General features: G+C 71.1%; 26 protein-coding genes. 17 read left to right on the top strand and 9 right to left on the bottom strand.

Going from position 1 to position 25,957, the window contains the following annotated elements; genetic code table 11:
• Positions 1-86: 86 nt before the first annotated feature.
• The 7 genes from ACYSUO_RS26510 to ACYSUO_RS26480 all read left to right on the top strand — a co-directional run bounded on the left by ACYSUO_RS26510 (position 87) and on the right by ACYSUO_RS26480 (position 5,920).
• On the top strand, positions 87-1,724 hold the full coding sequence (locus ACYSUO_RS26510) for a S8 family peptidase (protein WP_461778745.1): 1,638 nt from the start codon (positions 87-89) through the stop codon (positions 1,722-1,724).
• Positions 1,725-1,737: 13 nt separating this feature from the next.
• A complete protein-coding gene (locus ACYSUO_RS26505) occupies positions 1,738-1,992 on the top strand; it encodes a hypothetical protein (protein ID WP_461778744.1) in 255 nt (84 codons plus the stop codon).
• Between the two features lie 15 nt (positions 1,993-2,007).
• Positions 2,008-2,373: a hypothetical protein gene (locus ACYSUO_RS26500; protein ID WP_461778743.1), complete on the top strand. Its 366-nt coding sequence runs from the start codon at positions 2,008-2,010 to the stop codon at positions 2,371-2,373.
• A 130-nt stretch (positions 2,374-2,503) separates the two neighbouring features.
• Positions 2,504-2,743 (top strand): hypothetical protein, encoded by a 240-nt coding sequence (locus ACYSUO_RS26495; RefSeq protein WP_461778742.1) that lies wholly within the window; start codon positions 2,504-2,506, stop codon positions 2,741-2,743.
• Positions 2,744-2,881: 138 nt separating this feature from the next.
• Positions 2,882-3,619 carry an AfsR/SARP family transcriptional regulator gene (locus tag ACYSUO_RS26490; RefSeq protein ID WP_461778741.1) on the top strand — a complete coding sequence of 246 codons (738 nt, stop codon included), beginning with the start codon at positions 2,882-2,884 and terminating at the stop codon, positions 3,617-3,619.
• A 182-nt stretch (positions 3,620-3,801) separates the two neighbouring features.
• Positions 3,802-5,463, top strand: a complete 1,662-nt coding sequence (locus tag ACYSUO_RS26485; protein WP_461778740.1) for an alpha-L-fucosidase — start codon at positions 3,802-3,804, stop codon at positions 5,461-5,463.
• 232 nt (positions 5,464-5,695) lie between these two features.
• Positions 5,696-5,920, top strand: coding sequence for a hypothetical protein (locus tag ACYSUO_RS26480; RefSeq protein ID WP_461778739.1), 225 nt, complete (start codon positions 5,696-5,698; stop codon positions 5,918-5,920).
• An 18-nt stretch (positions 5,921-5,938) separates the two neighbouring features.
• Here ACYSUO_RS26480 and ACYSUO_RS26475 read toward each other — a convergent pair whose 3' ends face one another.
• A complete protein-coding gene (locus ACYSUO_RS26475) occupies positions 5,939-6,421 on the bottom strand; it encodes a winged helix-turn-helix transcriptional regulator (protein WP_461778738.1) in 483 nt (160 codons plus the stop codon).
• A 111-nt stretch (positions 6,422-6,532) separates the two neighbouring features.
• On the opposite strand from ACYSUO_RS26475, the gene ACYSUO_RS26470 reads away from it, so the two are divergent.
• The 5 genes from ACYSUO_RS26470 to ACYSUO_RS26450 all read left to right on the top strand — a co-directional run bounded on the left by ACYSUO_RS26470 (position 6,533) and on the right by ACYSUO_RS26450 (position 10,138).
• On the top strand, positions 6,533-7,726 hold the full coding sequence (locus ACYSUO_RS26470; RefSeq protein ID WP_461778818.1) for an MFS transporter: 1,194 nt from the start codon (positions 6,533-6,535) through the stop codon (positions 7,724-7,726).
• Positions 7,727-7,812: 86 nt separating this feature from the next.
• Positions 7,813-8,364 carry a hypothetical protein gene (locus tag ACYSUO_RS26465; RefSeq protein ID WP_461778737.1) on the top strand — a complete coding sequence of 184 codons (552 nt, stop codon included), beginning with the start codon at positions 7,813-7,815 and terminating at the stop codon, positions 8,362-8,364.
• Positions 8,365-8,467: 103 nt separating this feature from the next.
• Complete coding sequence (locus ACYSUO_RS26460; protein ID WP_461778736.1) at positions 8,468-8,890, top strand: LAETG motif-containing sortase-dependent surface protein; 423 nt, start codon at positions 8,468-8,470, stop codon at positions 8,888-8,890.
• A gap of 22 nt (positions 8,891-8,912) precedes the next feature.
• Positions 8,913-9,635 (top strand): RNA polymerase sigma factor, encoded by a 723-nt coding sequence (locus ACYSUO_RS26455; RefSeq protein ID WP_461778735.1) that lies wholly within the window; start codon positions 8,913-8,915, stop codon positions 9,633-9,635.
• Complete coding sequence (locus tag ACYSUO_RS26450) at positions 9,632-10,138, top strand: hypothetical protein (RefSeq protein ID WP_461778734.1); 507 nt, start codon at positions 9,632-9,634, stop codon at positions 10,136-10,138. The genes ACYSUO_RS26455 and ACYSUO_RS26450 overlap by 4 nt, the downstream gene beginning before the upstream one ends.
• On the opposite strand, the gene ACYSUO_RS26445 is transcribed toward ACYSUO_RS26450, so the two are convergent.
• Entirely contained in the window at positions 10,127-10,738 is a 612-nt protein-coding gene (locus ACYSUO_RS26445; RefSeq protein WP_461778733.1) for a hypothetical protein, read from the bottom strand. The genes ACYSUO_RS26450 and ACYSUO_RS26445 overlap by 12 nt on opposite strands.
• A gap of 40 nt (positions 10,739-10,778) precedes the next feature.
• Positions 10,779-12,242 (bottom strand): MocR-like pyridoxine biosynthesis transcription factor PdxR, encoded by a 1,464-nt coding sequence (pdxR, locus tag ACYSUO_RS26440; RefSeq protein WP_461778732.1) that lies wholly within the window; start codon positions 12,240-12,242, stop codon positions 10,779-10,781.
• A 46-nt stretch (positions 12,243-12,288) separates the two neighbouring features.
• Here pdxR and ACYSUO_RS26435 point away from each other — a divergent pair, with 46 nt between their 5' ends.
• Positions 12,289-13,230, top strand: coding sequence for an aldo/keto reductase (locus tag ACYSUO_RS26435; RefSeq protein WP_461778731.1), 942 nt, complete (start codon positions 12,289-12,291; stop codon positions 13,228-13,230).
• A 69-nt stretch (positions 13,231-13,299) separates the two neighbouring features.
• Here the strand turns inward: ACYSUO_RS26435 and ACYSUO_RS26430 are convergent, their stop codons facing one another.
• Positions 13,300-14,685: a glycoside hydrolase family 32 protein gene (locus ACYSUO_RS26430; RefSeq protein WP_461778730.1), complete on the bottom strand. Its 1,386-nt coding sequence runs from the start codon at positions 14,683-14,685 to the stop codon at positions 13,300-13,302.
• A 162-nt stretch (positions 14,686-14,847) separates the two neighbouring features.
• Here ACYSUO_RS26430 and ACYSUO_RS26425 point away from each other — a divergent pair, with 162 nt between their 5' ends.
• Both ACYSUO_RS26425 and ACYSUO_RS26420 read left to right on the top strand, forming a co-directional pair.
• A complete protein-coding gene (locus tag ACYSUO_RS26425) occupies positions 14,848-16,182 on the top strand; it encodes an oligosaccharide MFS transporter (RefSeq protein ID WP_461778729.1) in 1,335 nt (444 codons plus the stop codon).
• Positions 16,183-16,257: 75 nt separating this feature from the next.
• Entirely contained in the window at positions 16,258-17,187 is a 930-nt protein-coding gene (locus ACYSUO_RS26420) for a carbohydrate kinase family protein (RefSeq protein ID WP_461778728.1), read from the top strand.
• Between the two features lie 3 nt (positions 17,188-17,190).
• Here the strand turns inward: ACYSUO_RS26420 and ACYSUO_RS26415 are convergent, their stop codons facing one another.
• Positions 17,191-18,222 (bottom strand): LacI family DNA-binding transcriptional regulator, encoded by a 1,032-nt coding sequence (locus ACYSUO_RS26415; RefSeq protein WP_461778727.1) that lies wholly within the window; start codon positions 18,220-18,222, stop codon positions 17,191-17,193.
• Positions 18,223-18,384: 162 nt separating this feature from the next.
• Here ACYSUO_RS26415 and ACYSUO_RS26410 point away from each other — a divergent pair, with 162 nt between their 5' ends.
• Positions 18,385-19,440 carry a LacI family DNA-binding transcriptional regulator gene (locus ACYSUO_RS26410; RefSeq protein ID WP_461778817.1) on the top strand — a complete coding sequence of 352 codons (1,056 nt, stop codon included), beginning with the start codon at positions 18,385-18,387 and terminating at the stop codon, positions 19,438-19,440.
• Between the two features lie 48 nt (positions 19,441-19,488).
• On the opposite strand, the gene ACYSUO_RS26405 is transcribed toward ACYSUO_RS26410, so the two are convergent.
• The 4 genes from ACYSUO_RS26405 to ACYSUO_RS26390 are packed head-to-tail and all read right to left on the bottom strand — an operon-like array spanning position 19,489 to position 24,126.
• On the bottom strand, positions 19,489-20,913 hold the full coding sequence (locus ACYSUO_RS26405; protein WP_461778726.1) for a glycoside hydrolase family 32 protein: 1,425 nt from the start codon (positions 20,911-20,913) through the stop codon (positions 19,489-19,491).
• The gene (locus ACYSUO_RS26400; RefSeq protein ID WP_403718528.1) at positions 20,910-21,734 is read right to left on the bottom strand and encodes a carbohydrate ABC transporter permease; all 825 of its coding nucleotides are present in this window, start codon (positions 21,732-21,734) and stop codon (positions 20,910-20,912) included. Before ACYSUO_RS26400 ends, ACYSUO_RS26405 begins: the two co-directional genes overlap by 4 nt.
• A 23-nt stretch (positions 21,735-21,757) precedes the next feature.
• On the bottom strand, positions 21,758-22,702 hold the full coding sequence (locus ACYSUO_RS26395) for a carbohydrate ABC transporter permease (protein WP_461778725.1): 945 nt from the start codon (positions 22,700-22,702) through the stop codon (positions 21,758-21,760).
• The gene (locus ACYSUO_RS26390) at positions 22,699-24,126 is read right to left on the bottom strand and encodes an extracellular solute-binding protein (protein ID WP_461778724.1); all 1,428 of its coding nucleotides are present in this window, start codon (positions 24,124-24,126) and stop codon (positions 22,699-22,701) included. The genes ACYSUO_RS26395 and ACYSUO_RS26390 overlap by 4 nt, the downstream gene beginning before the upstream one ends.
• Positions 24,127-24,315: 189 nt before the next feature.
• Here ACYSUO_RS26390 and ACYSUO_RS26385 point away from each other — a divergent pair, with 189 nt between their 5' ends.
• Entirely contained in the window at positions 24,316-25,872 is a 1,557-nt protein-coding gene (locus ACYSUO_RS26385; protein WP_461778723.1) for a glycoside hydrolase family 32 protein, read from the top strand.
• The last annotated feature ends 85 nt before the right edge of the window (positions 25,873-25,957 follow it).

The raw sequence follows: 25,957 nt of genomic DNA, 5'->3' as shown, positions 1-25,957 counted from the left end.
GACGCCCTGAGCTGGTGTGTGTCACACGCGCCGACGCCGGGGTACGCATCACACCGACCGGCGCGACCGCCACGGCGGACATCTCCGTGAGCAGTCTCGACGCCGTGGCGGCCCAGGCCGACGTCACCATCAGTCCCCTGTTCGGCGCGGACCGGGAACGGCTGCGCGCTCAGGCGGGGGCTCCCGCGGAGCACATCGGCGCCGACGACGCCACGGCGGAGATCCTCGACCGGATGGGGCTCTTCTTCCATGTGGACGCGCCGGCCGACCAGTTGGACGCGCTGGCCGAGCAGCTCCGCGCGTCGGACGCCGTGGAGGGCGCCTACGTCAAGCCGGGCGCCGTTCTCGCCGTCTCCCAGGCCGCCTCCAAGAAGAAGGAGAGCGGGGAGGCCGAACTCCCGCCGCTCAACGACATGCAGCCGACGGGCGCCGACGCGCCGCCCGTGACCCCGGACTTCACCGCCCGTCAGGGCTATCTCGACGCGGCTCCGGGCGGCGTCGACGCCCGCTACGCCTGGACCCGGCCGGGCGGCCGCGGCGCCGGCGTCAGGGTGATCGACTGCGAGTGGGGCTGGCGCTTCACCCATGAGGACCTGCGGCTGAACCAGGGCGGCATCGTCTCCGGCACCGGGAGCACGGACACCGATCACGGCACCGCGGTCCTCGGCGAGATCGGTGGCGACGTCAACACGATCGGGATCACCGGGATAGCGCCGGACGCCGTCACCAGCGCGTCCGCGTTCTCCATCCCCACGGCCACGGCGATCCGGAACGCCGCCGACCGACTCGGCCCCGGCGACATCATCCTGCTGGAGATCCACCGTCCCGGACCGCACGCGACCGGCGTCGGCCAGGTCGGGTTCATCGCCGTCGAATGGTGGCCGGACGACTATCTGGCCATCCGCTACGCCGTCAACCGGGGCATCACCGTCGTCGAGGCCGCGGGCAACGGGGCGGAAAACCTTGACCACGTCGACTACGACACCCCGAGGGCGGGCTTCCCGGCCTGGTGGCGCAATCCCTTCCGGCGCACCGCCCTCGACGCCGGCGCCGTGATCGTCGGCGCCGGGGCGCCGCCGCCCGGCACCCACGGCGCCCAGCACGGCCCGGACCGGTCCCGCCTCGACTTCTCCAACTACGGCGCCTGCGTGGACGCTCAGGGCTGGGGACGCGAGGTGACCACCGCCGGGTACGGCGATCTCCAGGCGGGCGCCAACGCGGACTTCTGGTACACGGACCGGTTCAGCGGCACGTCGAGCGCCTCACCGATCGTCGTGGGCGCGCTGGCGAGCACCCAGGGCGTCCTGCGTGCCAACGGCCGTGTCCCGCTGTCGCCTTCGCGGTCCCGGCAGTTGCTGCGCTCCACCGGCTCGCCGCAGCAGGACGCGCCGGGACGACCGGCGACCCAGCGCATCGGCAGGCGCCCCGACCTGCGGCAGCTCATCCCGGCGGCACTCCAGACGAGCAGCTGGGTCGGCGTCCAGTTCCGGGGCACCCTCGCCGGGAACCGCACCGGCCGCTGGTTCACCTTCAACTGGCCCGCGCACTGGCATGTGGTGTGGACGGTCGTCCCGACCAGCCCACGCACCGGCGCCCCGCAGATCGGCTGGAAGGTCCGGGTCGAGCGTGCCAACGACACCTACGCGACGTATTGGATCGACGTGACCAACCTCGTGGCCGACCCGGTCGACTTCGAGGCCCGGTTCGCGGTTCTCGGATGGTGAGAGGAAAACGACGATGCGAGTAGGCACACAGTTCACCGGAACCCTCAACCCCGGGCAGACCGGACGCTGGTTCACCTTCGGCTGGCCGCAGGACTGGCACGTCGTCTGGTACTTCATGCCGACGACACCGCAGACGGGCAGGCCCCAGATCGAGTGGGAGACCGAAGTCGAGCGGGCTTCGGCGACGGCGGTCACGTACTGGCTGACGGTGAAGAACATCGGCAGTACCCAGATGAACTTCGAAGGCCGGTACGCGGTTCTCAACTAGGCGAGGAGAACGGCCATGAAGGTGCACATCACGATCGCCGAGGACGCGGGCGCGGCACCGTCGCCAGGAGCCGCACCGGAGCGGCAGCTCTCCGAGCCGCGCGAGATCGCCGCCTCGGGCGCCGTCGACGCCGGGCCCGCCCCCGCGGCGGGAGCCGAACAGGCCATGACGAACGGCCACTTCACCAGCCCGGTATCGGAATCGATGCGTCCGGCCGGGCCCGTCACGGACGGCGGTGAGGTTCCGGGCTGGCTCGCCGAACTCGTCCGGCTCGCCGACAACGGACAGGTGGCCCGACCCGGTGAGGACCCGCAGGAGACCCGTCAATCCGCCGAGAACCTGTCCATGGACGCCGGGCGCGCGACACCGGCCCCGGGCTGAACGGCGGTCACCGACTCCACGGGACGATGATGACGCGCAGGGCCGTCGCGGAGCGCGCGACGGCCCTGTCCACTGCTCCCTGGCGGGCCGCGGTGACGCCGCAAAGACGCCCGCCCGCCAGGCTTGACGGATGGAGCGAACTCGCGGACACCAGGAAGGCGTGACCGTCCTGCGCGCCTGGGTGGAACGGGGTGATCCAACGACAGGCTTGCGGGTCAGGATCATCCGGGTCGCGGACGGCGAACGGTCGCTGACCACCGTAGAGACGACCATCGACGCCGTGTGTGCGGCCGTCCGTGTCTGGCTCCTGGAGCTGCTGGCCGACGAGGCGGCGGACACCGCAGGAGGGGGCGCCGCGGAGCAGGAGTGACAGTCGGCGACAGCGTGCACGGGCGCACGGATGAGGTCGCTCTCGCGACGGACGGGTGGCCGCGGCGCCCGTAGACTGACGGCCTGGTCCATGCCCACCGGTCACCGGTGAACTCCCGAAGCAGGTGGGGAGAGGCGGATGGAGACGAGTTTTCCGGCCGGGCTCGCCCTCGGCCTGTTGAGCGGCTTCCGGCTGACGACCGGAGCCGGCAGAACCAGCGTGGTCCCCGGCGCACAGCGCCTCATCGCTCTGCTGGCCCTCCAGGAACGACCGCTGTCCCGGGCCTGCGTCGCCGACGCCCTGTGGCCCAGCGGGCGCCCGGACCGCGCGGGGGCGAACCTCCGCTCCTGCCTGTGGCGGGTCAACCGGCGCTGTGGTCCGCTGATCGAGACCTCGGCACAGCACCTGTCCCTCGCCGACGACGTGGCCGTCGACGTCCGCGCCGTGAGTCGCCAGGCACACCGTCTGCTCGAGGATCCCGACCCCTGCGAGGACTGCCTCACCGCGGCGACCCTGGCCGATCTGTCACTGGACGTCCTGCCCGACTGGTACGACGAGTGGGTACTCGTCGAGCGCGAGCAGTTCCACCAACTGCGCCTGCACGCCCTGGAGGCCATGAGCGGGCGGCTGGTCGCCGTCGGCCGCTACGGCGCCGCGGTGGACGCCGGGTTGGCGGCCGTGCGCGCCGAGCCACTCCGGGAGAGCTCGCACCGGGCGGTCATCCGGGCGCACCTGGCGGCAGGCAACGACTGGGAGGCGGCCCGGCAGTACGTACGGTGCTGCCGGGCCCTACAGCGGGAGTTGGGGATCGAGCCGTCGCCCGCGCTGCGACGCCTCGTGCCGTTCCGGGACTCGACCCTCGTGTTGCTGCGCTGAGGGCCGAGCGGGGCCTGGTGACCGAAGTCGTACCGACCCACCTGTGGGGCCGCATCGTCGGCCCGCCGTGGAGTACACGGGATCACTCCCGTCACAGCTCTTACCGAAAATCCGTTACTGCGTCATGATCCACCGGAGCGCAGCGAAGAGAAATCCGAGCGATGTGCCTGTAGGAGTGATTGATGACGTCTCGTCGCCAGATCCTCGGTGTCCTGGGAGCCGCCCCCGCGATCGCCGCCCTCGGCGGCACCGGTGCGTACGCCGCCACTGCCGCGTCGGCGGGGGAGTCGGCCGGTAGCGGCGCCCGTGTCCGCCCCGCCTCGATCATCCCGGTCACCGGGGAGGACACCGCGGAGCAGATCGTCGCCAAGGCCGCGAACGTCGTACCCAGGAAAGGGCAGTTGGCGTGGCAGCGGCGGGAGATCACGGCGTTCACGCACTTCGGGATGAACACGTTCACCGATCGTGAGTGGGGGTCGGGCGCCGAGGACGCGGCGACGTTCGCGCCGACCGCTGTCGATGCCGACCAGTGGATCCGCACGTACCGGGCGATGGGCGCCGAGCTTGCGATGATCACCGCCAAGCATCACGACGGGTTCACGCTGTTCCCCAGTCGGTACACGCCTCATTCCATCCTCAAGAGTCCCGGGCAGCCGAATGTCGTGCGCACGTACGTGGACGCGGCACGCGCCCACGGCATGCGCGTAGGGATCTATCTCTCGCCCTCGGACGGCGGCGAGCTGCCGCATGCCTGGCACGCCGAGTGGATCGAGTCGCTGCGGAAGAAGCAGGCCGAGGGCGGGAAGCTGACCTCGGTGGAGCAGACCGCGCTCGACGACGGTGACCGTGCGCCCGGCGGACTCGGCCGGTTCGGCAACGGCAGTGCGGTCAAGGAGCACACCATCCCCACGCTCGTGGAGGGCGACGACCGGGCGGACGCCGTGCGGTCGGGGAAGCTGCCCACGTTCACCGTGCAGGTCAATGACTACGACGCGTACTACCTGAACCTGGTCTACGAACTGTTCACGGAATACGGGCCGTTGGACGAGTTCTGGCTGGACGGTGCCAACCCGTGGGCCGACGCCGGGATCACCCAGGAGTACCGCTTCGAGGAGTGGTTCCGGGTGATCAAGGCGTTGTCGCCGGACACCGTCGTCTTCGGCGGTCCGGCGGGTGTGCGGTGGGTCGGCAACGAGGACGGGGTCGCCCGCGAGACCGAGTGGAGCGTCGTGCCGACGACCGCCGACCCGTGGACGTACCACGGCGAATGGCTGCTGCCGCACGGCGCGAGCGTCGCCGACATCGGTTCCCGGGCCCGACTCACCGAGTCCGGCGTGACCCATCTGTCCTGGTTCCCCGCGGAGGCCGATGTCTCCAATCGGCCGGGCTGGTTCCACCACGCGGACGAGAAGTCGAAGACCGCTGCCGAGCTCTTCGACCTGTACGAGAAGAGCGTCGGGCGCAACGCGACCCTGCTGCTCAACGTGCCGCCCTCGAAGGCGGGGACGATCGATGCCGCGGATGTCGCCGAGCTGACGGCGTTCGGGCAGCGGGTACGGAAGGTGTACGGCCGGCCGGTGGCCGAGAACGCCGACGGGACGACCACCTTCGACCGGGTCGCGGTCCGCGAGGACATCGAGCACGGGCAACGGGTGGAGAAATTCGCCGTGGAGGCCGAGGTCGGCGGGGCCTGGCGGCAGATCGCCACCGGTACCACCATCGGCCATCTGCGGATCCTGCCGCTCGACGCCCCCGTCACCGCGAGCCGCGTCCGCATCAAGGTCCTCGCGTCCCGCGCGGAGCCCCACTTGGGCCGGACGACGCTCCACCGGGCGACCGACTGACCCACGCAGTGGGGCGTCTTCCTGCACCCTGCCGCGGCAGGGCTCGGCGGGCGCCCGTTCATGATGCTCGACACCGAGTCCACCTCGCGGCGGGTATGGACGTGCCGGTTTGGCGTGTTCGATCATGGTCATGATCTTGTGTAGAACCGCGAGCGGTTCAGCGCTGGCGACGGAACTCGGAAGCCAGTGGGTGAGTTCCGGGACATGTGTAGTGGAGCAACGGGGAGAGGTTATGGCGAAGGCAGTTCGGGCGTGGTTGGGGGAGAAGTGGATCACCTGTCAGGTGTGCGACGGTGATCTCTTTCGCGAACGGGGTGTGAAACTCAACAGCACCGGCGGCGAGTTCCTCGGACTGGCGTGGGCGGACGAGACCGCGACGGGGCTGATCTGCTGGCACTGCGGGTTCGTCCACCTCTTTGTCAACCGAGACATCCAGTTGCATCGCGTCAAGGCGTGACCGGCTGATCCTCGGGGCCTACCCCGACGAATGCCCGGAGGGCTCTCGCACCACTGTGGTCGTGCGGCTGTCGGCGGGGGCGCCGTGGGTGTCGGTGGGGCGCAGCTCCGGCAGGGGGAGGCCGGTTCCGTCCACGAGGGTCGAGCGGGGTTCGTCCGAGGTGAAGGCGTGCCGCTCGCCCCACTGGCGCATGGCCACGATGACGGTGAAGAGGTCCCGTCCCGTGTCCGTGAGGGCGTAGTGCTGGCGGCGCCCTGAAGGGGCCGTCTCCCGGTCGAGGATGCCGCGTTCGACCAGGCGCCGAAGGCGGTCGGTGAGGATGTTGCGCGCGATTCCCGTGCGGTGCTGGAAGTCGGTGAACGCCCGCGCGCCGTCCATCGCGTCGCGAATGATCAGCAGACTCCAACGGTCCCCCACCAGGTCGAGCGTGCGCGCGACCGGACAGGTGGGGTCCGTCCAGTCCGGCACCGTCTCATCGGTGCGGGCCGTGGTCCGTGTCATCACTCCTCCTGAAGAGTTGCGGATCAAAACCATTCTGCCGTACCGTCGAATCGGTTGCGATCTGCTACTGATTTGTGGGCGGGGGTGGGGACGGTGACAGGGACGATGGCTCTGACGGTCGGGCGGAGGCTGCTGCTGGCGACGGTCTGTGCGGTGGCGGTGGCGACGGTCTATGTGGCGCAGCCCGTACTGGCCCAGATCGGCCATGACTTGGGCGTGCCGGAAGCCGCCCTGGGGTGGATCGTGACGGCGGGGCAGGTCGGCTATCTGGCCGGCCTCGCCCTCCTCGTACCGCTGGGAGACATGCTCGACCGACGCAAGCTCATCGCCGGCCACCTTCTCCTCGCCGCGGTCGGCATGCTGCTGGCCGCGGTCGCTGACCAGCTCTGGTTCCTGCTCGCCGGGCTGGCCGTCGCGGGGTTGTTCGCGGTTGTCGTGCAGACCACCGTCGCGTTCGCCGCGGACCTGTCGCCCGCGGCCGAACGCGGGCGCACGCTCGGCATCGTCACCTCCGGTGTCATCACCGGGATTCTCGGCGCTCGCGTACTCGCGGGTGGTCTCGCCGGGGTCTGGGGGTGGCGAAGTGTCTACGTGGCGCTGGCCCTGGTCCTCGTCGTGCTCGCGCTCCTCGTGCTGAGGCTGCTGCCGGCCGATCCCCGTTCCGCTCACGCGACGTACGGCGGTGTACTGCTGTCGCTCGTACGCCTCTTCCGTGAGCGGCTGTTCCTCTCGCGCGGCCTGCTCGCGTTCTTCCTGTTCGCCTCCTTCGGCACGCTGTGGAGCGGCTTGGCGCTGCCGCTCGCAGCGGCGCCGTGGCATTTGAGCCCGGCCCAGATCGGCCTCTTCGGAATCGCGGGACTGGCCGGTGCCCTTGGCGCCGCTCGCGCGGGGAAATGGGCCGACGCGGGGCACGCCAATCCCGTCACGGGAGGGGCGCTCGCGCTGCTCGCCGTGTCGTGGTGGGCATCCGGGCAGGCGTCCTGGTCGCTCTGGCTGGTCGTCGCCGGCGTGATCGTCCTCGACTTCGCGGTCCAGGCGGTGCACGTCAGCAATCAGCACCTGCTCACCGCCGCGTACGCGCACCGGACGAGCAGTGTCATCGGCGGCTACATGCTCTTCTACTCCCTCGGCTCCGCGCTCGGAGCGACCGCCACCACGGCGGTGTACTCCGCCGCGGGGTGGGCGGGTTCCGCGATTCTGGGAGCGGCTCTTGCCGTGTGCGGGTTGCTTGTCTGGGCCGTCAACCGGGCCGTCGGTCAGCGCGCGACCGCTCGGCTGCGGCAAGACGTGGACGTGATTGCGTGATGGCGATCGGCCCGACTTGGCGCACGTGGAAGCATCCGACGACGGTGCTGCAGGAGTGAGTGCGTACCTGGCAGGGAGGGGTTCGTGTGGGGCAGTTGCTCGCCGCTGGGAGTGTCGAGGTTCTCGTCGAGAACGGCACGCTCGGCCTGGTCGAACGGTCGCGAGAGAGCGACATCCACTACCCGGATGCGCCGGCAGGGAGCTGGCTGCGCCCTGCCGAAGGGATGGTCCACGCGCACTGTCCCTCGAACGTGATCGACGCCCGGGTGCGCGTGGAACTGTGGACGGGAGCCCCGACTGGCAGCGGAGCCCCGACTGGCAGCGGAGCCCCGACTGGCAACGGAGCCCCGACCGGCAGCGGAGCGTGGTCGTACAGCGAGGAAGTCGAAGTGTTCTTTCCCGCAGGGGAGTTGTGCGTCTACACGCTGGGCGAGACGTTCCCCACGGACATCGGGACGGTCGCCCCAGGGTGGTACCGGGTGCGGATGTCGTGGGCGTTGAACCCGGAGACGGGACCGTTCTACGCCGCGTTCAAGGGACAGGGCGGCGCCCTGGCGTACGCCGCGGGCGGTCATGAGGCCGGCCTGGAAGGCGTGGATCAGTACTGTCTGGCGCAGGTCTGGAAACTTTTTCGGTGACCGCGGCAACCTGCCGTGGGTTCGCGCGTCGTGTGGGGGTGAAGGGTGCCGTCCGGCATCCTCGCCCCGACCGTGGAGTACGACCGTGAACCACTTTGTTCCTGTGCGCAGTGCCGTCGTGGCCACCGGCCTGTTGGCCGCTCTGGCCGCGATTCCCGTCGCCCACGCCACACCGGTGCCGCAGTCGGCCAGTCCCTCCGCCGCCACCAGCGCGACGCCGAGCCCGGCGCCCTCCGCGCCCGCCACCAGTGTCCCGACGCCGGCCACGAGCGTCCCGCCCTCGGTCGAGCCCGCCGCCCCCAACGGCAAGGGAGACGCGGCCTCTTCAGCGACGCCGAGCGCCGCCCCCACCGAGCCGGGCACGCCCGCGCCCGCCAAGCCCGGCACCCCCGCCCCCGCCGAGGACGAGCTCGCACATACTGGGTCCTCGAACACGACCAACGCCGTCCTGGGCGCCGGGGCCGTCGCACTCGTCGCCGGTGGCGCGGGGACCCTCTTCGCCGTACGCCGCCGCGCCCACCGCTGACCCAGCACACCCGAGGAACCCTGTGCACACCGCCGCAGCCCACGAACTCACCTTGCCAGCACGGCCGTTCACCCTCCCGTACGGCCGAGTCCGCCCACGTTGGCGGGGTGTGCTGCGTGGGCTGCTGCGACGCGACCGGTCCGCTCTCGAAGGCGCACCCGGTATCGACGTGGCACCCGGCCCGGCCACCGATGCGCCGGGCCGCCCCACACCCCCGTACGCGCACCCGCACGGCGGCACACCCCCGACCCTCGACCGGCCGCCCACGATCGGCGAGCTGTACCACGCGCACCGGCTGCGCATGGTGCGGCTCGCGGTGCTGCTCGTGGACGACCTGGGCACCGCCGAGGACGTCGTGCAGGACGCGTTCACCGCCCTCTACCGCCGCCACGGCGAACACATCACGCAGGTGGACAACGCCCTCGGCTACCTGCGCACCGCGGTCGTCAACACCGCACGATCCGTGCTGCGCCGCCGCCGCACGGCCCGGGCGTGGACCCCGCCACCGGCCGGCGAGGCCCCGTCCGCGGAGGACTCCGTCGTCCTCGACGAGGCACACCGCGAAGTGCTCGCCGCCCTGTCCCGCCTCACACCGCGCCGCCGCGAAGTCCTCGTGCTGCGCTACTGGGCCGACCTCAGCGAGGCCGAGATAGCCACCACCCTCGGCATCAGCAAAGGCGCAGTGAAGTCGAACGCCAGCCGCGCCCTGGACGCACTGGAAAAGATCCTGGAGGGCCGGATATGACTCCCCGCACACCACCTGTCCGTCCGGCCGACGACGCCGAACGCCCGGTGGAGCAACGGCTGCGCGAGGCGCTCGCCGTGCGCGCCGACGGCGTCACCGTACGGGCGCTGCGTCCGGCCCGGCCACCCGGACCGCAGTTGCGCCGACTGCCTCGGCTCCGCGACCTCGGCCGGCGCTACGCCCTCCCGGTCGCCGGGCTCGCCACTGCCGCGGCCGTTGCCATCGGCTACGTCACCCTGGCCCCGGACTCGGACCCGCACCGCACCCCCGTACCGCCCGCCGCACCCTCGTCCCCGACCGCCCCCGACCACCGCTCGACGCCCAGCCCTTCGCAGCCGGCGCCGTCCAGAACGGCGGTCCCCACCCCGGCCACGCCGTCGACCTCGGCCCCGTCCGCCTCGGCCCCGCCCACTGCGTCCCCGTCCTCCCCGTACCCGTCCTCCGAGGCCCCGTCCGCGACGGACGGCGAACGTCCCACGGCGGGGGCGAGCTCACCCGGGTGAGCCGGGGCGACGCGGCCGCCACGACGTCAGCCCGTCCGTCGGGGTCGATGCCTGCCAGGCGCGGAACTCGTCGTAGGTGCGGATTCCGTGGTCAAGCGCCGCCTGGTAGATCCACACACCCTGCGTCGCCTCGCCGCGTGCCGCCGCTTCCTCCTTGATGGCCAGGATGGTGTCGCGCGTCGAGGCGTCCAACGCGGTGCGTACCGGGGTGACGAGGTCCGCGGCGCGCGGGCCGGGGTGGTCGTCGGGCAGCCACCACATGTCGATCTGCCAGATCTCGCCGGGCGTGAACTCGTAGTCCAGGCGCCAGTACAGCCCCTGGTCCGGGAGGTCGAGGGCGTTGGCGAAGCGCAGATTGCGTACGCCCGGCAGCTCCGCGCAGGGCACGAGCGCGGCGAACCCGTCGGCGACCGACGGTGCGGGGGAGTAGATCTCCATGTCGATGTCGGGTTCCACCACGAGGTCGAGAGCGACGGATCCGACGAGTACGGGCGACCCCAGCGGCCGCCACCGCTCGAACAGGCCGAGCCGGTCCAGGACGGTGTCAGCGGTCGCGCGTCGTCGACTGGCGCGCTCCAGGCGCGTGTTGGGGATCTGCATCCCCGGAGCGTAGTCCGCGCGACCGCCGCGTCAGCGACCGTCATGCGTGACGAGGGTGTGCTGTACGTCGTGGTGGCGAGGTCGCGGGTGAGCGCAGCGCGTCACGCAGGAGCTCGATGGCCGGAGGTATCTCGGTGTCGCTGATGTTGCCGTAGCCGAGGACGAGCGCGGGTTCCGTCGGCCGAGGCGCGCGGTAGTCGTCCAGGTCCGCCAGGCGCAGGCCCGCGGCGGCCGCCGCCCGGACCGTGCCGCGGGGATCGGCGCCGTCCGGAAGGTGGAGCAGGATGTGCAGCCCGGCGGCGGTACCGGCGACCCGGCCCTCCGGCACCTCGACACCGAGTGTGCGGACCAGCAGGTCGCGGCGCGTGCGGAACCGCCGCCGCGCCGCGCGCAGATGGGCGTCGTACCACCCGCGGTCGATGAAGGTGGCGAGCGCGAGTTGGTCGAGCACCGGTGGCGCGGCGGCGACGGGGTTCGCGGCCCGGAGCACCGGGGCCATCTTGGCGGGGGAGACCAGCCAGCCCAGGCCCAGGGCCGGCGACAGCGTCTTGCTGACCGAGCCGAGGAGGAAGACCCGGCCCGGAGCCATGCCCTGCATGACGGCGACCGGGTGACGGTCGTAGCGGAACTCGGCGTCGTAGTCGTCCTCGATGACGAAGCCGTCGACCTCGCGGGCCCAGTGCACCAGACTCGCCCGGCGTTCCGGCGACAGCACCGTGCCGGTGGGGAATTGGTGTGCCGCGCCGACGATGACGGCCCGGGCCGGTGTGCGCGCGAGGTCGTCGACGTCGAGTCCGTCGTGGTCCACGGGCACCGGGTGCACGCGGAGGCCTGCGCTGGTCACGGCGTCGTGCAGCCGCCCCCAGCCCGGGTGTTCCACGGCCACGTCGCCGATCCCCTCGGCGCGCAGCGCCCGGCACGTACGCAGCAGACCGTCGGTGACACCCGCGCACACGGTCACGGACCCGGCGTGCGCGTCCGCGCCGCGCGAGCGTCGCAGGTACTGCGCGACGGTGGTGCGCAGCACGGTGTGTCCGGCGGGGTCGGGCAGGCCGAGGTCGTAGTGGACGGCCGAGCCGATGACGGCCCGGACGGCTTCCGCCCAGCGGCGGCGGGGAAACGCCCGCAGGTCGGGCAGGCCGGGCGCGAGGTCGTACCGGACGGGCGGCGGGGCAGGTGAGCGTCGGACGTGCGGACGCGGCGGTGTCGGTCCGGATGCCTCCGGCGACCACGAGACGCGCGTGGCGGAACCCACCCGGGCGGACAGGTACCCCTCCGCGATGAGCTGTCCGTAAGCCTCCGTCACCACCCAACGGGAGAAGCCGAGTTCCTCGGCGAGCGCCCGGCTCGGTGGCACGGCGGCGCCCTCCGTCAGTCGGCCGTCCCGGATCGCTGTGCGCAGCGCGTGCGCCAGACGGTCGTGCAGGCGGCGCCGCCGCCCGGCCTCCGGGGAACCGACATCCAGCAGCGTCGCCCACGCGTAATTGGTCCGGGAATCAGCCACGACATTGGAGCGTACCGCCGAACCGAACGCGCCTAGCGTGAAGCGCATGACGGAGAATCTGGCCCTTGGGGCCATGCTGTTCGGCACGGCTCAGGACGAGCGCCGATCGTTCGAGATACTGGACCGCTTCGTGGACGCCGGAGGCGTGTGGATCGACACCGCCAACTGCTACGCGTTCTGGGCCGATCCGAGCGGCTTCGGCGGAAAGAGCGAGGAGATGATCGGGCGCTGGCTGGCACGTCGCCCGGGCGTCCGTGACCGCGTCAGGATCAGCACCAAGGTGGGCTGCGAACCGACCGAGGCCGGACGTTTCCCGGAGACCGCGGAGGGCCTGTCGGCCGGTGCCATCAAGCGGGGGATCGAGGACAGTCTCCGGCGCCTGGGAACGGACCATGTCGAGCTGTACTGGGCCCACATGCCCGATCCGGCCACACCGCTGGAGGAGACGGTGGCCGCCTTCGGCGACCTCGTGTCCGCGGGCACGGTCGGGCGCCTCGGTTGCTCCAACTACCCTGTGTGGCAGGTCGATCGGGCGCGGCGGATCGCGCGGGACCACGGCGGCGCCGGCTTCACCGCGGTGCAGCAACAGCGTTCGTACCTTCAGCCGCGGCCCGGGACGCGGCCCAATGTGTCGCACCGGTTCGGTGCGGTCAGCGACGAGGTGCTCCACTACCTGGAGCACCACCCCGACATGGCGCTATGGGCGTACACACCGCTGCTGAGCGGCGGCTACACCCGCCCCGACAAGCCACTGCCCCAGGAGTACGACCACCCCGGCACCGTCCGCCGTCTCGCGGTGCTCGACGAGATCGCCGCCGAGATCGGGACGAACCGTAACCGGGTGGTGCTGGCGTGGCTGACCGGAGGGAATCCGGCCGCCACGCCGATCGTCGGCGTCAGCTCGGTCGAGCAGCTGGACGAGGCATTCGCGGGCGTGGCACTGGAGTTGACGGCCCATCAGCGCGAACGGCTGGACTCTGCGGTGTGACCCCGCATGAGTCGCCGGCCCACGCCTCATGGCTGAGCTTCCCGCCCACGCCATGTCCTGCGGGACACGTCAGTGCCGACTGCTGAACTCCCAGGCCCGCGTCTCCACCTCCGCCGACCCCCGGACCACCGTCACCTCGTAGCGCCCCGTGGGAGCGGGATACACCTTCTCCGTGAGCATCGCCCGCTCGTCGACGAACGCCTCGATCAGCGGGCCGTCCACCAGGACCCGCAGGTGGGACCGTGTGCCGCCGGGTACGGTCGCGATCGCCTCGGACGTCCGGGGCAGCGGGTGCGACGCCGTCGCGGGAGTGCCGGTGCGGTCCAGGACGAGCGTCCCGCGGGTCGGGTTCACCCGGAGGGACACCGCCGCGCCGAGGCTCAGGACGATCTCGCTGTCGGGCCGGTCGACCCGTACGTCGAGTTCGATCTCGTACGCCGCGGGAAGCTCCGCGCCGACGGGCAGCGGCGTTCCGCGCAGCGCGGTCAACTCGCGGGCGGGGGCGTGCCGCAGGGTGCCGTCCGGGTGTACGCCGATCTCGCGCGGGTGCGTGAGGCAGCCCGCCCAGCCCGCGGCCACGGACTCCTCCTCGGTGCGTGACTCCCAGCTCCAGCCCCACAGCAGGGTGCGGTCGTCCTCGACCAGGGTGGTGGGGGCGTAGAAGTCCCTGCCGTGGTCGAGCATTCCGCCGGTCGCGGGCACGAAGCGCAGGCCGTCGCCCGCCGCCCGCAGGTCGCCGACGAGATACGACGTCGAGTACGTGATGTCGTCGATCCACAGCGAGAGGAGCAGCACCCAGCGGCCGTCGCCCGTCGGCAGCAGTGCCGGGCACTCCCATGCCGTGGCGGGGCCGGCGATCCGGCCCGCCACCGGGTCGGCGGCGTCGACGAGCGAACCGGCGTAGGTCCACTCGGTGAGCGAGTCCACGCGGTAGAGCAGCACGTCCCCGGCCCCGCTCGCCCGGTGTCCCGCGCCGATCAGGGCCCAGCGTTGCCCTTGGTACGAGAAGAGGTACGGGTCGCGGAAGGCGACGAGGTCGAGGCCGGGCGGCGGTCCCGCGACGACCGGCTCGGGCTCGGCCTTCAGCTCGGTGATGAGGTCGTCCGTGGCGCGGGCCAGCATCACCGAGCCGATGCCGTCGTCGCGGTCCATGCCCGTGTAGACGGCGGTGGGCACCCCGTCGTCGACGACCGCGCAGCCGGACCAGGCACCGCGTGCGTCCCGGCCGCCGGGGGTGGGTGCGAGCGCGATGCCGTGGTCGGTCCAGGTGACCAGGTCGGGGCTCGACGCATGGCCCCAGTGGATGTCGCCCCAGATCGGGGCGCCGGGGTTGTGCTGGAAGAAGAGGTGGTAGCGGCCGGCGTGGAAGAGCGGCCCGTTGGGGTCGTTGCACCACTGCCCGGCGGCAGGACGTACATGGTGACTCGGGATGTTCCGGTCGTCTGCCTCAGTCATGGTGATGTCACTTTCTTGAAATCGGCCTCTTGCCAACCGGAACCTAACACGTGATAGTTGACCCGCCCTAGCACGTGTAAGGAAAGGACCGGAACAGTCTGTTCCGGCATCATGAGTCGGCGCTGCGCGGGACACCGCAGTGCCCAGCGCGAGGGAGCGCCCATGACCACCCAGAGCCCGGCGACCGAGAGCCGAGCCGCTCAGAGCCCCGCCGCGACCGCCCCGGGGCGAAGCAGGCGCGGCCTGAACTTCACCCTGATCAGCGCGGCACTTTTCATGTTCTTCGTGACCTGGTCGCTGTCCTGGTCACTGTTCTCCATCTGGCTCACCCAGGACATCGGCCTGAGCGCTGGCCGCAGCTCCCTGGTGGTCAGCGCCAACGCCATCGGCTGCCTGGTGACCATGCCGGTCTACGGCTTCATCCAGGACCGCCTCGGCCTGCGCAAGAACCTCCTGTACTGGATCGGCGGGCTGATGCTGCTCGTCGGCCCGATGTACATCTATGTCTACGGACCGCTCCTGAAGACCCATTTCGCGATCGGCCTGCTCGTCGGCTCCGCCTATCTGGCCATGGCGTTCGCGGTCGCCGTCGCCACGCTGGAGAGCTACGCCGAGCGGCTGGGACGCTTCCACGGCTTCGAGTTCGGCCGGGCCAGGATGTTCGGATCGCTCGGCTGGGCCGCGGCGACCTTCTTCGCGGGGCGCCTCTTCAACATCGACCCCGACCTGAATTTCTGGGCCGCCTCCGCCTCCGCCGCCGTCTTCCTCGTGCTCCTGGTGGCGATCCGCGTGACGAACGGCCGCCGGGCCGCCGCCGTCGACCATGCCGCCTCGTCCGTCTCGGTCGCCGACGTGAAGTCGCTCCTCGCGTACCCGGCGTTCTGGGGGCTGCTGCTCTTCGTGGTCGCGGTGACGGCGACGTACAACACGTACGACGCGATGTTCCCCTCGTACTTCGCCTCGCTCTTCTCCACCACCGCCGACGGCAACCGCATGTACAGCGACCTCAACTCCGTCCAGGTCTTCCTGGAGGCAGGCGGCATGGCGCTCGCGCCGTTCCTGGTCAACCGGCTCGGGCCGAAGCGGTCGCTGCTCGTCTCCGGCTGCATCATGGCGACCCGGATCTGCCTGTCCGGCCTGGTCACCGACCCGGTCGCGATCTCCGCGGTGAAGCTCCTGCACGCGGTCGAGCTGCCGATCATGCTGATCGCGATCTTCAAGTACATCAACCGGCACTTCGAGCCCCGGCTCTCGTCCTCGATCTACCTCGTCGGCTTCCAGCTGGCGACGCAGATCGGCGCGGCCGTCATCTCCCCGCTCGCGGGCATCGGCTACGACAGCATCGGCTACGCCCACACGTACCTGATCATGTCGGGCTTCGTCGCCGCGTTCACCCTGATCTCGGTCCGCACGCTGCGGACCGACGGGAAGGGGTTGCCGGAGGCCGTGGCGCCGATGGCCACCACGGAGCCGGCTCCCGAACCGGCCAAGGTCTGAGCCCGGCCCCCTCTGCCCAAGCAGCTTCAACACGAGCAGTTTCAGCACCAGCAGTTTCGCGAAAGGAACACCCCTGTGATCGTCGTCGCCGGTGAGGCATTGATCGACCTGGTGCCGCAGGCCCATGGTGACGTGACCGCGTCCCTGCTGCCCGCGCGCGGTGGTGGCCCGTACAACACGGCCATCGCGCTCGGGCGGCTCGGGGCGGGGGTCTCCTTCTGCTCGCGGATTTCGACGGACGCGTTCGGCGCCTCGCTCGTCGAGCGGCTGCGCGCCGAGCGGGTGGGCACCGGACTCATCCAGCGCGGCCCCGAGCCGACCACGCTCGCCCTCGCCTCGATCGACGCGGGCGGCTCGGCCGCGTTCAGCTTCTACGTCGAGGGCAGCGCGGACCGGCTCTTCGAGCTGCCGGGTGAACTGGCCGCCGACACACGGGCGTTGTCGCTCGGGACGTGCTCGCTCATCCTCGAACCGGGGGCGAGCGCGTACGAGGAGCTGATGCGGCGTGAGGCGGGGCGCGGGATCTTCATCGCGCTCGACCCGAACATCAGGGCGGGCCTCATCCCGGACGCGGACGCCTACCGGGCCCGTTTCAAGAGCTGGCTGCCGTACGTCTCGCTGCTGAAGCTGAGCGAGGAGGACGCGGACTGGCTGGGGCCCGATGTCGAGGGGTGGCTCGCGGCGGGTCCGGCCGCCGTCGTGATCACCCGTGGCGGCGACGGCCTGACGGTCTTCACCCGGGACGGCCGGGAGTTCTCCGTGCCCGGCGAGCGTGTCGACGTCGTGGACACGATCGGCGCGGGCGACACCGTGAACGCCGCGCTGCTGTACGCGCTGTCCGAGCGGGACCTCCTTTCGGCGCGGGCCCTCGCCTCGGCCCCGGGCCACACCTGGCGGGAGGTGCTCGCCTTCGCCGCCCGCGCGGCGGCGATCACCTGCTCACGGGCGGGGGCCGAGCCGCCGAGCGCGAGAGAGATGCTGACTGGCACCGGAGCGCACTGCTGAGTCTCAGCGGGCCGCCGGCGGGCAAACCGAGTCCCGGGTGACCACAGGGCACGTCAGGCGGCGCGCGGTCTCCCGGTCCACTGGCTCGTCCGCTTCGGAGGCGTCGAGCAGCATGCGGACCGCGGTCGCGCCCATCTCGTGGTGCGGGAGCGCGATGGTCGTCAGGGCGGGGACCAGGTGGCCGGCCATCTGGTCCTGGTCGTCGTAGCCGACCACCGACAGTTCGGTGGGTACGTCGATGCCCAGGCGGGCCGCGGCGAGCAGCGCGCCCGTGGCCATCCGGTCGTTCGCGCAGACCAGGCCCGTCGGCCGGGCGGGACGGTCGAGCACCCGCAGCGCCGCCGCGTACCCCTCGTCGATCTGCCAGCCCGCGCGGAGCACCCACTCCTCGCGGGCGGTGATCCCGGCGGCCCGCAGCCCGTCGCGGAAGCCGCGCGCCCGGTCCGACGCGGCGATGTCACCGGTCGCGCCGCCGAGCAGCGCGATGTCGCGGTGTCCCGCCTCGATGAGCACGTTCACCGCGGAACGGCCGCCCCTGCGCTCGTCCGGCACCACCGAGGCGTACGAACCGGGCTTGCGCGGAAGGCAGTTGGCGAGCACCGCCCGGGACGGGTCGATGCCGTCGGGTACGGCGGTGCGGCGCATGGACATCGCCGCGTACACGATCCCGTCCACCCGGCGGGCCCGCAGCTCGGCGACCGCCTCGGCCTCGGCGGCCCGGTCGAGGCGGGACTCCAGGAGCAGTACCTGGTGCCCGCGCTCACGGGCCGCCTCCATCGCGCCCAGCACCAGACGGCCGGCGAACGGGCTCGTCGCGATCTCGTCGCTGAGCAGTCCGATCACCGCGCTGCGCTGCCTGCGCAGCGAGCGCGCCACCTCGTCGGGGCGGTAACCGAGCTGATCGGCGGCCTTCCTGATCCGCGCCTGGGTCTTGGCGGAGAGATTGCCTTCGGCGCGGCCGCTGAAGACGAACGACACGGCGGCGCGTGACACCCCGGCGAGCTCGGCGACATCGAGGGCGGTGGGGCGGCTCACGTCGTGTCTTCTCCTGGTGGGTGGATCGGTGGGTGGCTGCGGGCAACGATCGGCACCGCCAGTATCGCTGGAGCATGTGGCCGTGTCGGGACGCAGGGGGCGCGGCTAGGGTGACCTGGATCAAGGCAGGTCACGCGTGCGGCATCGAAGGGGGCGGGGAACATCGAGAACGCCGACAGCCTGGGCAGGCCCGAGCGGCCGACGTCGAAGGACGTCGCGCGTCTCGCCGGTGTCTCGCACACCGCCGTCTCCTTCGTCTTCAACGGCCGGGCCGAAGGCAATCTCTCGCCCGCCACCCAGGCGCGCATCCGCAAGGCCGCCGAGCAACTCGGCTACCGGCCCAACGCCGTCGCCCGCGGTCTGCGCCGCCGTCGGACGGCCGTGATCGGCCTGGTCACCGACCACATCGCCTCGTCGCCGTTCGCCGGGGCGCTGCTGCGCGGCGCGATGGAGACCGCCTGGAACCGTGAACACCTGGTGCTCACCGTCGACTCCACCGGCGACCCCGCCAAGGAGGATGCGGCCGTCGCCGAACTCCTGGACCGGCGGGTGGACGGCATCATCTACGCCGCCATGTCCCTGCGCTCCGCCCGTGTCCCCGCGGGCCTGAAGCGCACCTTCGCGGTGCTCGCCAACTGCCTTCCCGGCGACGGCTCGCTGGCCGCGGTGATCCCCGCCGAGCGGTCCGGCGGCCGGGCGGCGGCCAAGCTCCTCCTCGACGCGGGGCATCGCAGAGTCGCCCTGGTCGGCGGGCTCGACGACATCGCCTCGGCGGAGCGCCTGCGTGGTTTCCGGGACGCGCTGCGGACGGTGGGGGAGCGCGCGGGCGAGGACCGGATCGTGCGCGGCGGAGGCGAGATCTCCGCCGGCTACGCGGGAGCGATGCGCCTGCTGGACGGTGTGCCCGCCGAGCGGCGCCCCACGGGCATCGTCTGCTACAACGACCGGGTCGCGGCGGGCGTCCTGCACGCCGCGGCCCGGCTCGGCATCGACGTCCCCGGTGACCTCTCGCTGGTCGGCTACGACGATCAGGAGCACATGGCGGAGTTCCTGGACCCGCCGCTGACCACCGTCGCGTTGCCGCACCGTGCCATGGGGGAGGTGGCGACGGGGCTGCTTCTTGACGCCATCGAGAACGCCACGCCACCTGCCGTGGAGGTCCGGCGACTGGAGTGTCCCGTGGTGGTGCGTGACTCGGTGGGGCCGCCTCGTTCGTGAGGGTGCGGGGTGCGGCCCGTGTGCGGGGCGCGCTCTGCCGAGGTCGGCTCACTCGTGCCCCGGCGGTGACACTTCCCAGCCGGTGACCCGCGCGCCTTCTCCGGTGACCGTCAGCTCGGCGACGTCGTCCGGGCGCCTGTAGATACGTTCTGTCGCCACCGCGCGGTCCGCCACGAAGAGCTCGAGCAAGGAGCCGTCGACCAGGATGCGGACGGCAAGCCCGTTGGTTGGGGCGGGAGTTGACTTCAGCGTGATCGGTGCCGCGCCGCCGGGCCGTTCGCGGGGCCATCCGGCGCGGTCCAGCGTCGCCGTGCCCGCCGCCGGGGCGAGCGACAGCGTCAGCTCCGCGCCCGACGCGGCCCGCAGAAGGGTGACCGTGGTGGGTGCGACGGCGGTGACCTCGATGTCGTACGCGAGGGGGAGTGGCGCCCGGCTGGCCTGCTCCGTCACGAACGGCGTCTGCGCGCGCAGGAGTTGGAGCTCCGGTGCCGGGCTGACGCGTACCGTGCCGTCGGGGTGCGTTCTGACGACCCGCGGCGCCGTCAGAACGCCGGACCAGCCGGCATCGTCGACCTCCCGCTGCCCCCGCGCCTCCCAGGACCAGCCCCACAGCAGATTCCGGCCCGCTGCGGAGTCGTGCAGCACGGCCGGTGCGTAGCAGTCCCTGCCCAGATCGAGCGGACCGCCGACGTGAGGCGTGAAACCGGTCAAGTCGCCGTTGCTCGACGTGATGAGACGGCCTGTCAGGTATCCGGTCGACACCGGAGAGCCGTCCCACAGCGACACCGCCAGCGTCCAGTCGCCGCCGTCCCCCTCGAACAGCTGAGGGCACTCCCAGCCCACCGCGCCGGTGCCGAACGCCTTCTGCGCCACCGGATCGTGCCCGTCCACCAGCACTCCGGCGAAGCGCCAGGACGTGAGGTCGTCGCAGTCGTACAGGAGGACCGATGGTGTGCCGTCGGCGTGACCCGCGCCGACCAGGGCCCAGCGGCGCCCGCCGTGCCGGAAGACGAACGGGTCGCGGAACATCGTCACGTCGAGGCCCGGTGGCGGTCCGGAGACGACCGGCTCGGGCAGCGTGTGCCAGGTCGTCAACTCCGGGGATTCGGGGGACGCCTGGGCCAGGCAGATGGTGCCGATCCCGGTGTGTGCGTGGTCGATGCCGGTGTAGACGGCGGTGGGGACGCCCGCGTCGGCCACCACACAGCCCGACCAGCAGCCGCCCTCGTCCGGGCCGCCCGGTGTCGGGGTGAGCGCGATGGGGTGATGCTCCCAGTGTGCGAGGTCGGCGCTGGAGACGTGGCCCCAGTGCATGTTCGTGTGCACGGGAGCGTCGGGGTTGTGCTGGTAGAAGAGGTGGTATCGGCCTCGCCAACGGAAAGGACCGTTGGGGTCGTTGATCCAGTTGGCGGGTGGTCTGACCCGGAAGCGCGGGGCGTGGACGTCGTCGGTCTTGAGGCGGGGCGTGCTCAACGGTTCACTCCAGCGGATGTGATGCCCTCGCGCAGCGGGCGCTGGCCGACGGCGAAGACGGCGATGGCGGGGATCATGGAGAGCGCGACGCCCGCGAGGACCACGGACACGGATCCGGTGCCGAGGTTGCCCTGGAGCGAGACCAGGCCGAGCGGCAGCGTGAAGTTCTCGGTCGACGTCTCCAGGATCAGCGGGCGGAAGAACTCGTTCCAGTGGTAGTTGAAGGCGAGGACCCCCACGATGGCGAGGCCCGGCGCGGCCAGTGGCGCGTACACCGAGCGGAAGATCCGCCAGGGCCCCGCGCCGTCGATCATCGCCGCCTCGCCGAGATCCTTGGGCATGCCGAGGAAGTACTGCCGCATCAGGAACGTCCCGAACGCGGTGGGCCAGGCGGGGATGATCAGTCCGAGCAGTGTGTCGGTCAGGCCCATCGACTTCAGGACCAGGAACACCGGGACGATCGTCACCTGCAAGGGCACCATCATCGTCGCGAGGACGAGCCCGAACAGCGGCTTCTTGAACCGGAATTCGAGGCGCGCGAACGCGTAGCCGGCGAGCCCCGCGGTGATCATCTGGCCCACCGCGATCAGCGCGGTCACCAGGGTCGAGTTGAGCGCGTACAGCCATACGTCGATCTCCGCGAAGACCTGACGGTACGCCTCGGTCGTCGGCGCCGACGGAATGAGCTGCGGCGGCAGGTCGAAGGACTCGGCGGGGGTCCGCAGCGAGGTGGACACGGTCCAGATCACCGGGCCGAGGGTGAGCAGCGCGACCACGGTCAGACCGGTGATCCGCGCCCAGGAGGACAGTCCGTACTTCATACGGTTCACAGGGATCACCGGGCTCACTGGTAGTGGACGAATCGCCGGCTGAGCCGGAACTGGAGTGCCGTGACCGCGAGGATCAAGGCGAAGAGCAGCACGCCGACCGCCGAGGCCTCGCCGAACCGCAGCTGCTCGAAGGCGCTCTGGTAGATGACCATCACGACGGTGCGGGTGGAGTCGCCGGGCCCGCCGTCGGTCAGGACGTACGGCTGCTCGAAGACCTGAAGGGCGTTGATGATGCCCACCACCGAAGCGACGAGGAGGGTGGGCGAGAGCAGCGGCAGGGTGACGGCGAGGTGCTTGCGGATGCCGGTGGCCCCGTCCAGCGACGCGGCCTCGTGGATCTCCTTGGGGATGTTGTTGAGTCCCCCGATGAACAGGAGGAAGGAGAAGCCGAACTGCTGCCAGACGTAGACCAGGACGACCGCCGCCATCGCGGAGTTCTCGGAGGTCAGCCAGGGGATCGGGTCGATGCCGACATGGCCCAGCAGCCAGTTGATCACCCCGAACTCCTGGTTGAAGAGGTACTTCATGACCACCGAGATGGATGCCGCGGACAGCACGAGCGGGAAGAAGAACGCCGAGCGGAACGTCGAACGCAGCCAGCCGGGCAGCCGGTTGTTGAGCGTCAGCGCGAGGACGAGCGCGAGCAGCATCTGCAGGGCGACCGCGAAGAACATGAAGAGGAGGGTGTTGGCGAAGGAGACGCGAACCGTGTCGTCCGTGAAGGCCTCGCGGTAGTTGTCGGTCCCGGCGAACGTCGGCGGGTCGATGACGTTCCAGTGGAAGAAGCTCAGGACGACGGACCCGACGATCGGCACGACGGTGAAGACGAGGACGCCGATGACGGTCGGCGCGAGGAAGAGCGCGGCCAGGAGGCGTGTTCCACGCTCCCGGGCGGTGGGCCGGGGCTCCGGCTTCCCGACGGCGGCCCTGACCTCTGCCCTGTGCTGGGTGGTTGTCATGCGTCACGCTCCATGGCCTTCTCCAGATCGCCCTGCAGCCGCCGCAGTGCGGGACGCACCCCGCGCGGATCGGCGAGCGCGGTGCCGGTGTGCTTGAGGAGGAGCTGCTCGACCTCGGCGACCTGGGGAGGTGCCGGGATCGGCCCTGTGGTGGGGAACTTGTCGAGGGTGTCGTAGAAGACCTGCCAGTTCGTCGGCCCCGTCTTCGCGTAGCGGGCCGCCTGGACCATCGAACGACGGGCCGGGGTCGTCTGGTTGGCCACGAAGAGCTCGGCGAGGACGTCCTTGCGCACGGAGTACTTGATGAACTCCCAGGCCGCGTCCTGCTTCTTCGACGTGCGCAGGAGCGCGAAGCCGGCGGCGCCGAACTGGTGGCGCTGGGTGCGCCAGCGGGGGAAGTACTGCACGTCGTACTCCGTGCGCCGCATGCCCGCGTCGTGCAGTCCGCCCGCCCAGAAGCCGCCCGCCGGGGTGACACCGACGCGGCCGGTGGAGAAGACACCGACCAGGTTGTCGCCGTTGCCGCCCTCCGGGCGTGAGCAGAGCCGGTCCTGGATGAGCGAGGCCAGATGGTCGTAGACCTCCTCCACGCGTTCATGGGTGGCCTGCGGGGTGCGCCAGCGGAAACCGCCGCCGCGGCCCCGGCGTTGGGCCGCCGGATAGAAGCCTTCCCAGAGCCAGTCGCCGCCGGGCGCCTTGGACTCGGCGAGGATGTTCGTGTCGTTGGCGAACAGCCAGGGGACGACTCCGCCCCACAGCCGGTTCGTCCAGAAGTACGGCGTGAAGTGCGAGCCGCCGGTGCGCTTCATGTCCCGCAGCAGCGCCGTGAAGTCGTCGCGGGTCCAGTCGGGCGGCGGCAGCTCGGCGCCCGCCTTCTTCAGGACCTCGCTGTTGAGATACATGTCGGCCGCGTTGAACTCGAAGGGGAGCTGATAAAGGCTCCCCTCGTACATCATCGACTCGACGAGGGACGGGTGGACGTCCGCGAAGTACTCGCGCAACTCGTCCGCGTCGCGCCGCACCAGGCCGTCGAGCGGGACGCCGAGCCGCTGGGCGAAGAGCTGCACGCCCTCGGTGGCGACATAGACGAGGTCGGGTTCGGTGCCCGCGGCGATCTGGGTGAGGATCTTGGCGAAGAAGTCCGACCAGTCGGTGGCCTGGATCGGCAGCAGGCGCAGCTTGATGTCTGGGTGCAGCTTCCGGAAGCCCTCGCGCAGGGCGCGCTGCGCCGCCGGGTCGAAGGTGGAGCCGAGCGTGGCGACGACCAGCGAGTCGCCGTCCCGGCCGGGGATGTCGGCGCCGGTGAGCCGGTCCCAGCTGGCGGCCGTGCCGGCGAGCGCGGCGGCGCCGGCTCCGTAGCTGCCGTAGCGCAGCAGGGTGCGACGGGGGAAGGTGCGGTCGGGAGGGTGGGGCGAGTCGGTCATCGGAGGGCCTAACTCGTGTTAGTTGTTTTCCGTGAACCAGATGATGAGAACCCTGTTACGCCGGTGTCAACCCCTGTGCCGAGCTTGACCTTTAACGAGTTAGGTCTACAGTCCTGACCCAGCGTGGACCGGCGCCGCACGGCGTGGTCCCGCCATGAGCCGCCAGTGTCACGAAAGGGACGATTGACGATGCGAGACATGACCAGAAGGACGCTGATCCGGGCCGGAGCCGTGGGCGCGGCGCTGGCCGCGATACCCGCGGGATCGGCGGCCGCCCTGAGTGCCAAGTCCGGTAAGCGGAGCGCGAGTTACCGGGCCGAGTACCACTTCACGGTCCCCGACCAGTGGAAGAACGACCCGCAGAAGCCGATCTGGATCGACGGCGAGTACCACTACTACTACCTCTACAACGCCGACTATCTGGCCGGTGGCACGACCACCGGCACGGCCTGGCGCCTGGCCACCAGCACCGACCTGGTCTCCTTCAAGGACCGGGGCATCGCGATCCCCAAGGACACCACCTCCAACGGCGACGTCTGGTCCGGCTCCGCGGTGGTGGACACGGACAACACCGCGGGCTTCGGCGCCGGCGCGGTCGTCGTCCTTGCCACCATGCAGCCGGACGGGACCACCACCAACGGCCAGGCCCAGTACCTGTGGTACTCCACCGACAAGGGCCGCACCTTCAAGAACCACGGCACCGATCCCGCCGTCCCCAACCCGGGCGTGCAGGACTTCCGCGACCCCAAGGTGATCCGGGACGAGGAGCGCGACCGCTGGGTGATGGTGCTCGCCGAGGGCGCCAAGGTCGGCTTCTACCACTCCGCGAACCTCAAGGACTGGAAGCACGTCGGCGACTTCGTGAAGGAGGGCATCGGCGTCCTGGAGTGCCCCGACCTGTTCCGCATCACCACGGCCGCAGGCACCGCGAAGTGGGTGCTCGGGGTCAGCGCCAACGGCAAGGCGTCCGGCCTGCCCAACACCTACGCGTACTGGACGGGCGCGTTCGACGGCACCACGTTCACGCCCGACGCGCCGGACCCGCAGTGGCTGGACCACGGCTTCGACTGGTACGGCGCCGTCACCTTCGAGAAGCACGCCGCGAACGGCGCCGTCGACCCGGCCGTCCGCTACGCCATCGGCTGGCTCAACAACTGGGACTACCCCAACACCACCCCGACCATCGACGCCGACGGCTTCAACGGCACGGACTCGATCGTCCGCGAGATCACCCTGCAACGCGCCGCGTCCGGCACCCACTACCTGGCGTCCCGCCCCGTGCGGGCCCTGGACCAGCATGTCTCACGGACCGTCGACCTCGGCGACGTGACCGTCGACGGCCAACTGGTCCTCGACTACACGGGTACGGCGTACGAACTGTCCACCGAGATCACGTGGGACCAGATGACCGGCGCGGGCGTCCAGTTGCGCAGGTCCGCCGACGGCAGCCGGCACATCGACGCGGGCGTGTACGGGGACTACGCCTTCGTGAACCGCCGGGGCGCCGCCAACCCCGACACCTCCGGCAAGTGGCAGGAGAGCAAGAGCCCCTTCGACGCATCGGCCCGCAAGGTCACGCTGCGCGTCCTGGTCGACCGCACCTCGGTCGAGGTGTTCTTCGACGACGGCCGGCACACCCACTCGATGGAGGCGTTCCCCTACCTCGCGGACACCCGGCTCGCGCTGTTCACGATCGACGGCAAGGCGGTCTTCAGGAACACCGTGATCCGGGAGTTCACCGTCTGAGCGGTCGCGGGGACGAGGCGGTCCGCCGCGGGAAGCGGGTTGGGCGGCCCTTGCGGAACGGCTCGGGGGCGGCCCAACTCCGGCT

The organism is Streptomyces sp. UC4497 (assembly GCF_054871485.1).
The sequence above is the reverse complement of the archived record's forward strand: the minus strand, read 5'-3'. Positions and strand labels throughout refer to the sequence as shown.

Excerpts from the sequence above, each read along its gene's own strand:
- ACYSUO_RS26475 (WP_461778738.1), bottom strand. The coding sequence starts at position 6,421 with ATGACACGGACCACGGCCCGCACCGATGAGACGGTGCCGGACTGGACG.
- ACYSUO_RS26505 (WP_461778744.1), top strand. The coding sequence starts at position 1,738 with ATGCGAGTAGGCACACAGTTCACCGGAACCCTCAACCCCGGGCAGACC.
- ACYSUO_RS26495 (WP_461778742.1), top strand. The coding sequence starts at position 2,504 with ATGGAGCGAACTCGCGGACACCAGGAAGGCGTGACCGTCCTGCGCGCC.
- ACYSUO_RS26445 (WP_461778733.1), bottom strand. The coding sequence starts at position 10,738 with ATGCAGATCCCCAACACGCGCCTGGAGCGCGCCAGTCGACGACGCGCG.
- ACYSUO_RS26480 (WP_461778739.1), top strand. The coding sequence starts at position 5,696 with ATGGCGAAGGCAGTTCGGGCGTGGTTGGGGGAGAAGTGGATCACCTGT.
- ACYSUO_RS26390 (WP_461778724.1), bottom strand. The coding sequence starts at position 24,126 with ATGACCGACTCGCCCCACCCTCCCGACCGCACCTTCCCCCGTCGCACC.
- ACYSUO_RS26500 (WP_461778743.1), top strand. The coding sequence starts at position 2,008 with ATGAAGGTGCACATCACGATCGCCGAGGACGCGGGCGCGGCACCGTCG.
- ACYSUO_RS26435 (WP_461778731.1), top strand. The coding sequence starts at position 12,289 with ATGACGGAGAATCTGGCCCTTGGGGCCATGCTGTTCGGCACGGCTCAG.
- ACYSUO_RS26450 (WP_461778734.1), top strand. The coding sequence starts at position 9,632 with ATGACTCCCCGCACACCACCTGTCCGTCCGGCCGACGACGCCGAACGC.
- ACYSUO_RS26490 (WP_461778741.1), top strand. The coding sequence starts at position 2,882 with ATGGAGACGAGTTTTCCGGCCGGGCTCGCCCTCGGCCTGTTGAGCGGC.
- ACYSUO_RS26425 (WP_461778729.1), top strand. The coding sequence starts at position 14,848 with ATGACCACCCAGAGCCCGGCGACCGAGAGCCGAGCCGCTCAGAGCCCC.
- ACYSUO_RS26385 (WP_461778723.1), top strand. The coding sequence starts at position 24,316 with ATGCGAGACATGACCAGAAGGACGCTGATCCGGGCCGGAGCCGTGGGC.
- ACYSUO_RS26400 (WP_403718528.1), bottom strand. The coding sequence starts at position 21,734 with ATGAAGTACGGACTGTCCTCCTGGGCGCGGATCACCGGTCTGACCGTG.
- ACYSUO_RS26430 (WP_461778730.1), bottom strand. The coding sequence starts at position 14,685 with ATGACTGAGGCAGACGACCGGAACATCCCGAGTCACCATGTACGTCCT.
- ACYSUO_RS26485 (WP_461778740.1), top strand. The coding sequence starts at position 3,802 with ATGACGTCTCGTCGCCAGATCCTCGGTGTCCTGGGAGCCGCCCCCGCG.
- ACYSUO_RS26395 (WP_461778725.1), bottom strand. The coding sequence starts at position 22,702 with ATGACAACCACCCAGCACAGGGCAGAGGTCAGGGCCGCCGTCGGGAAG.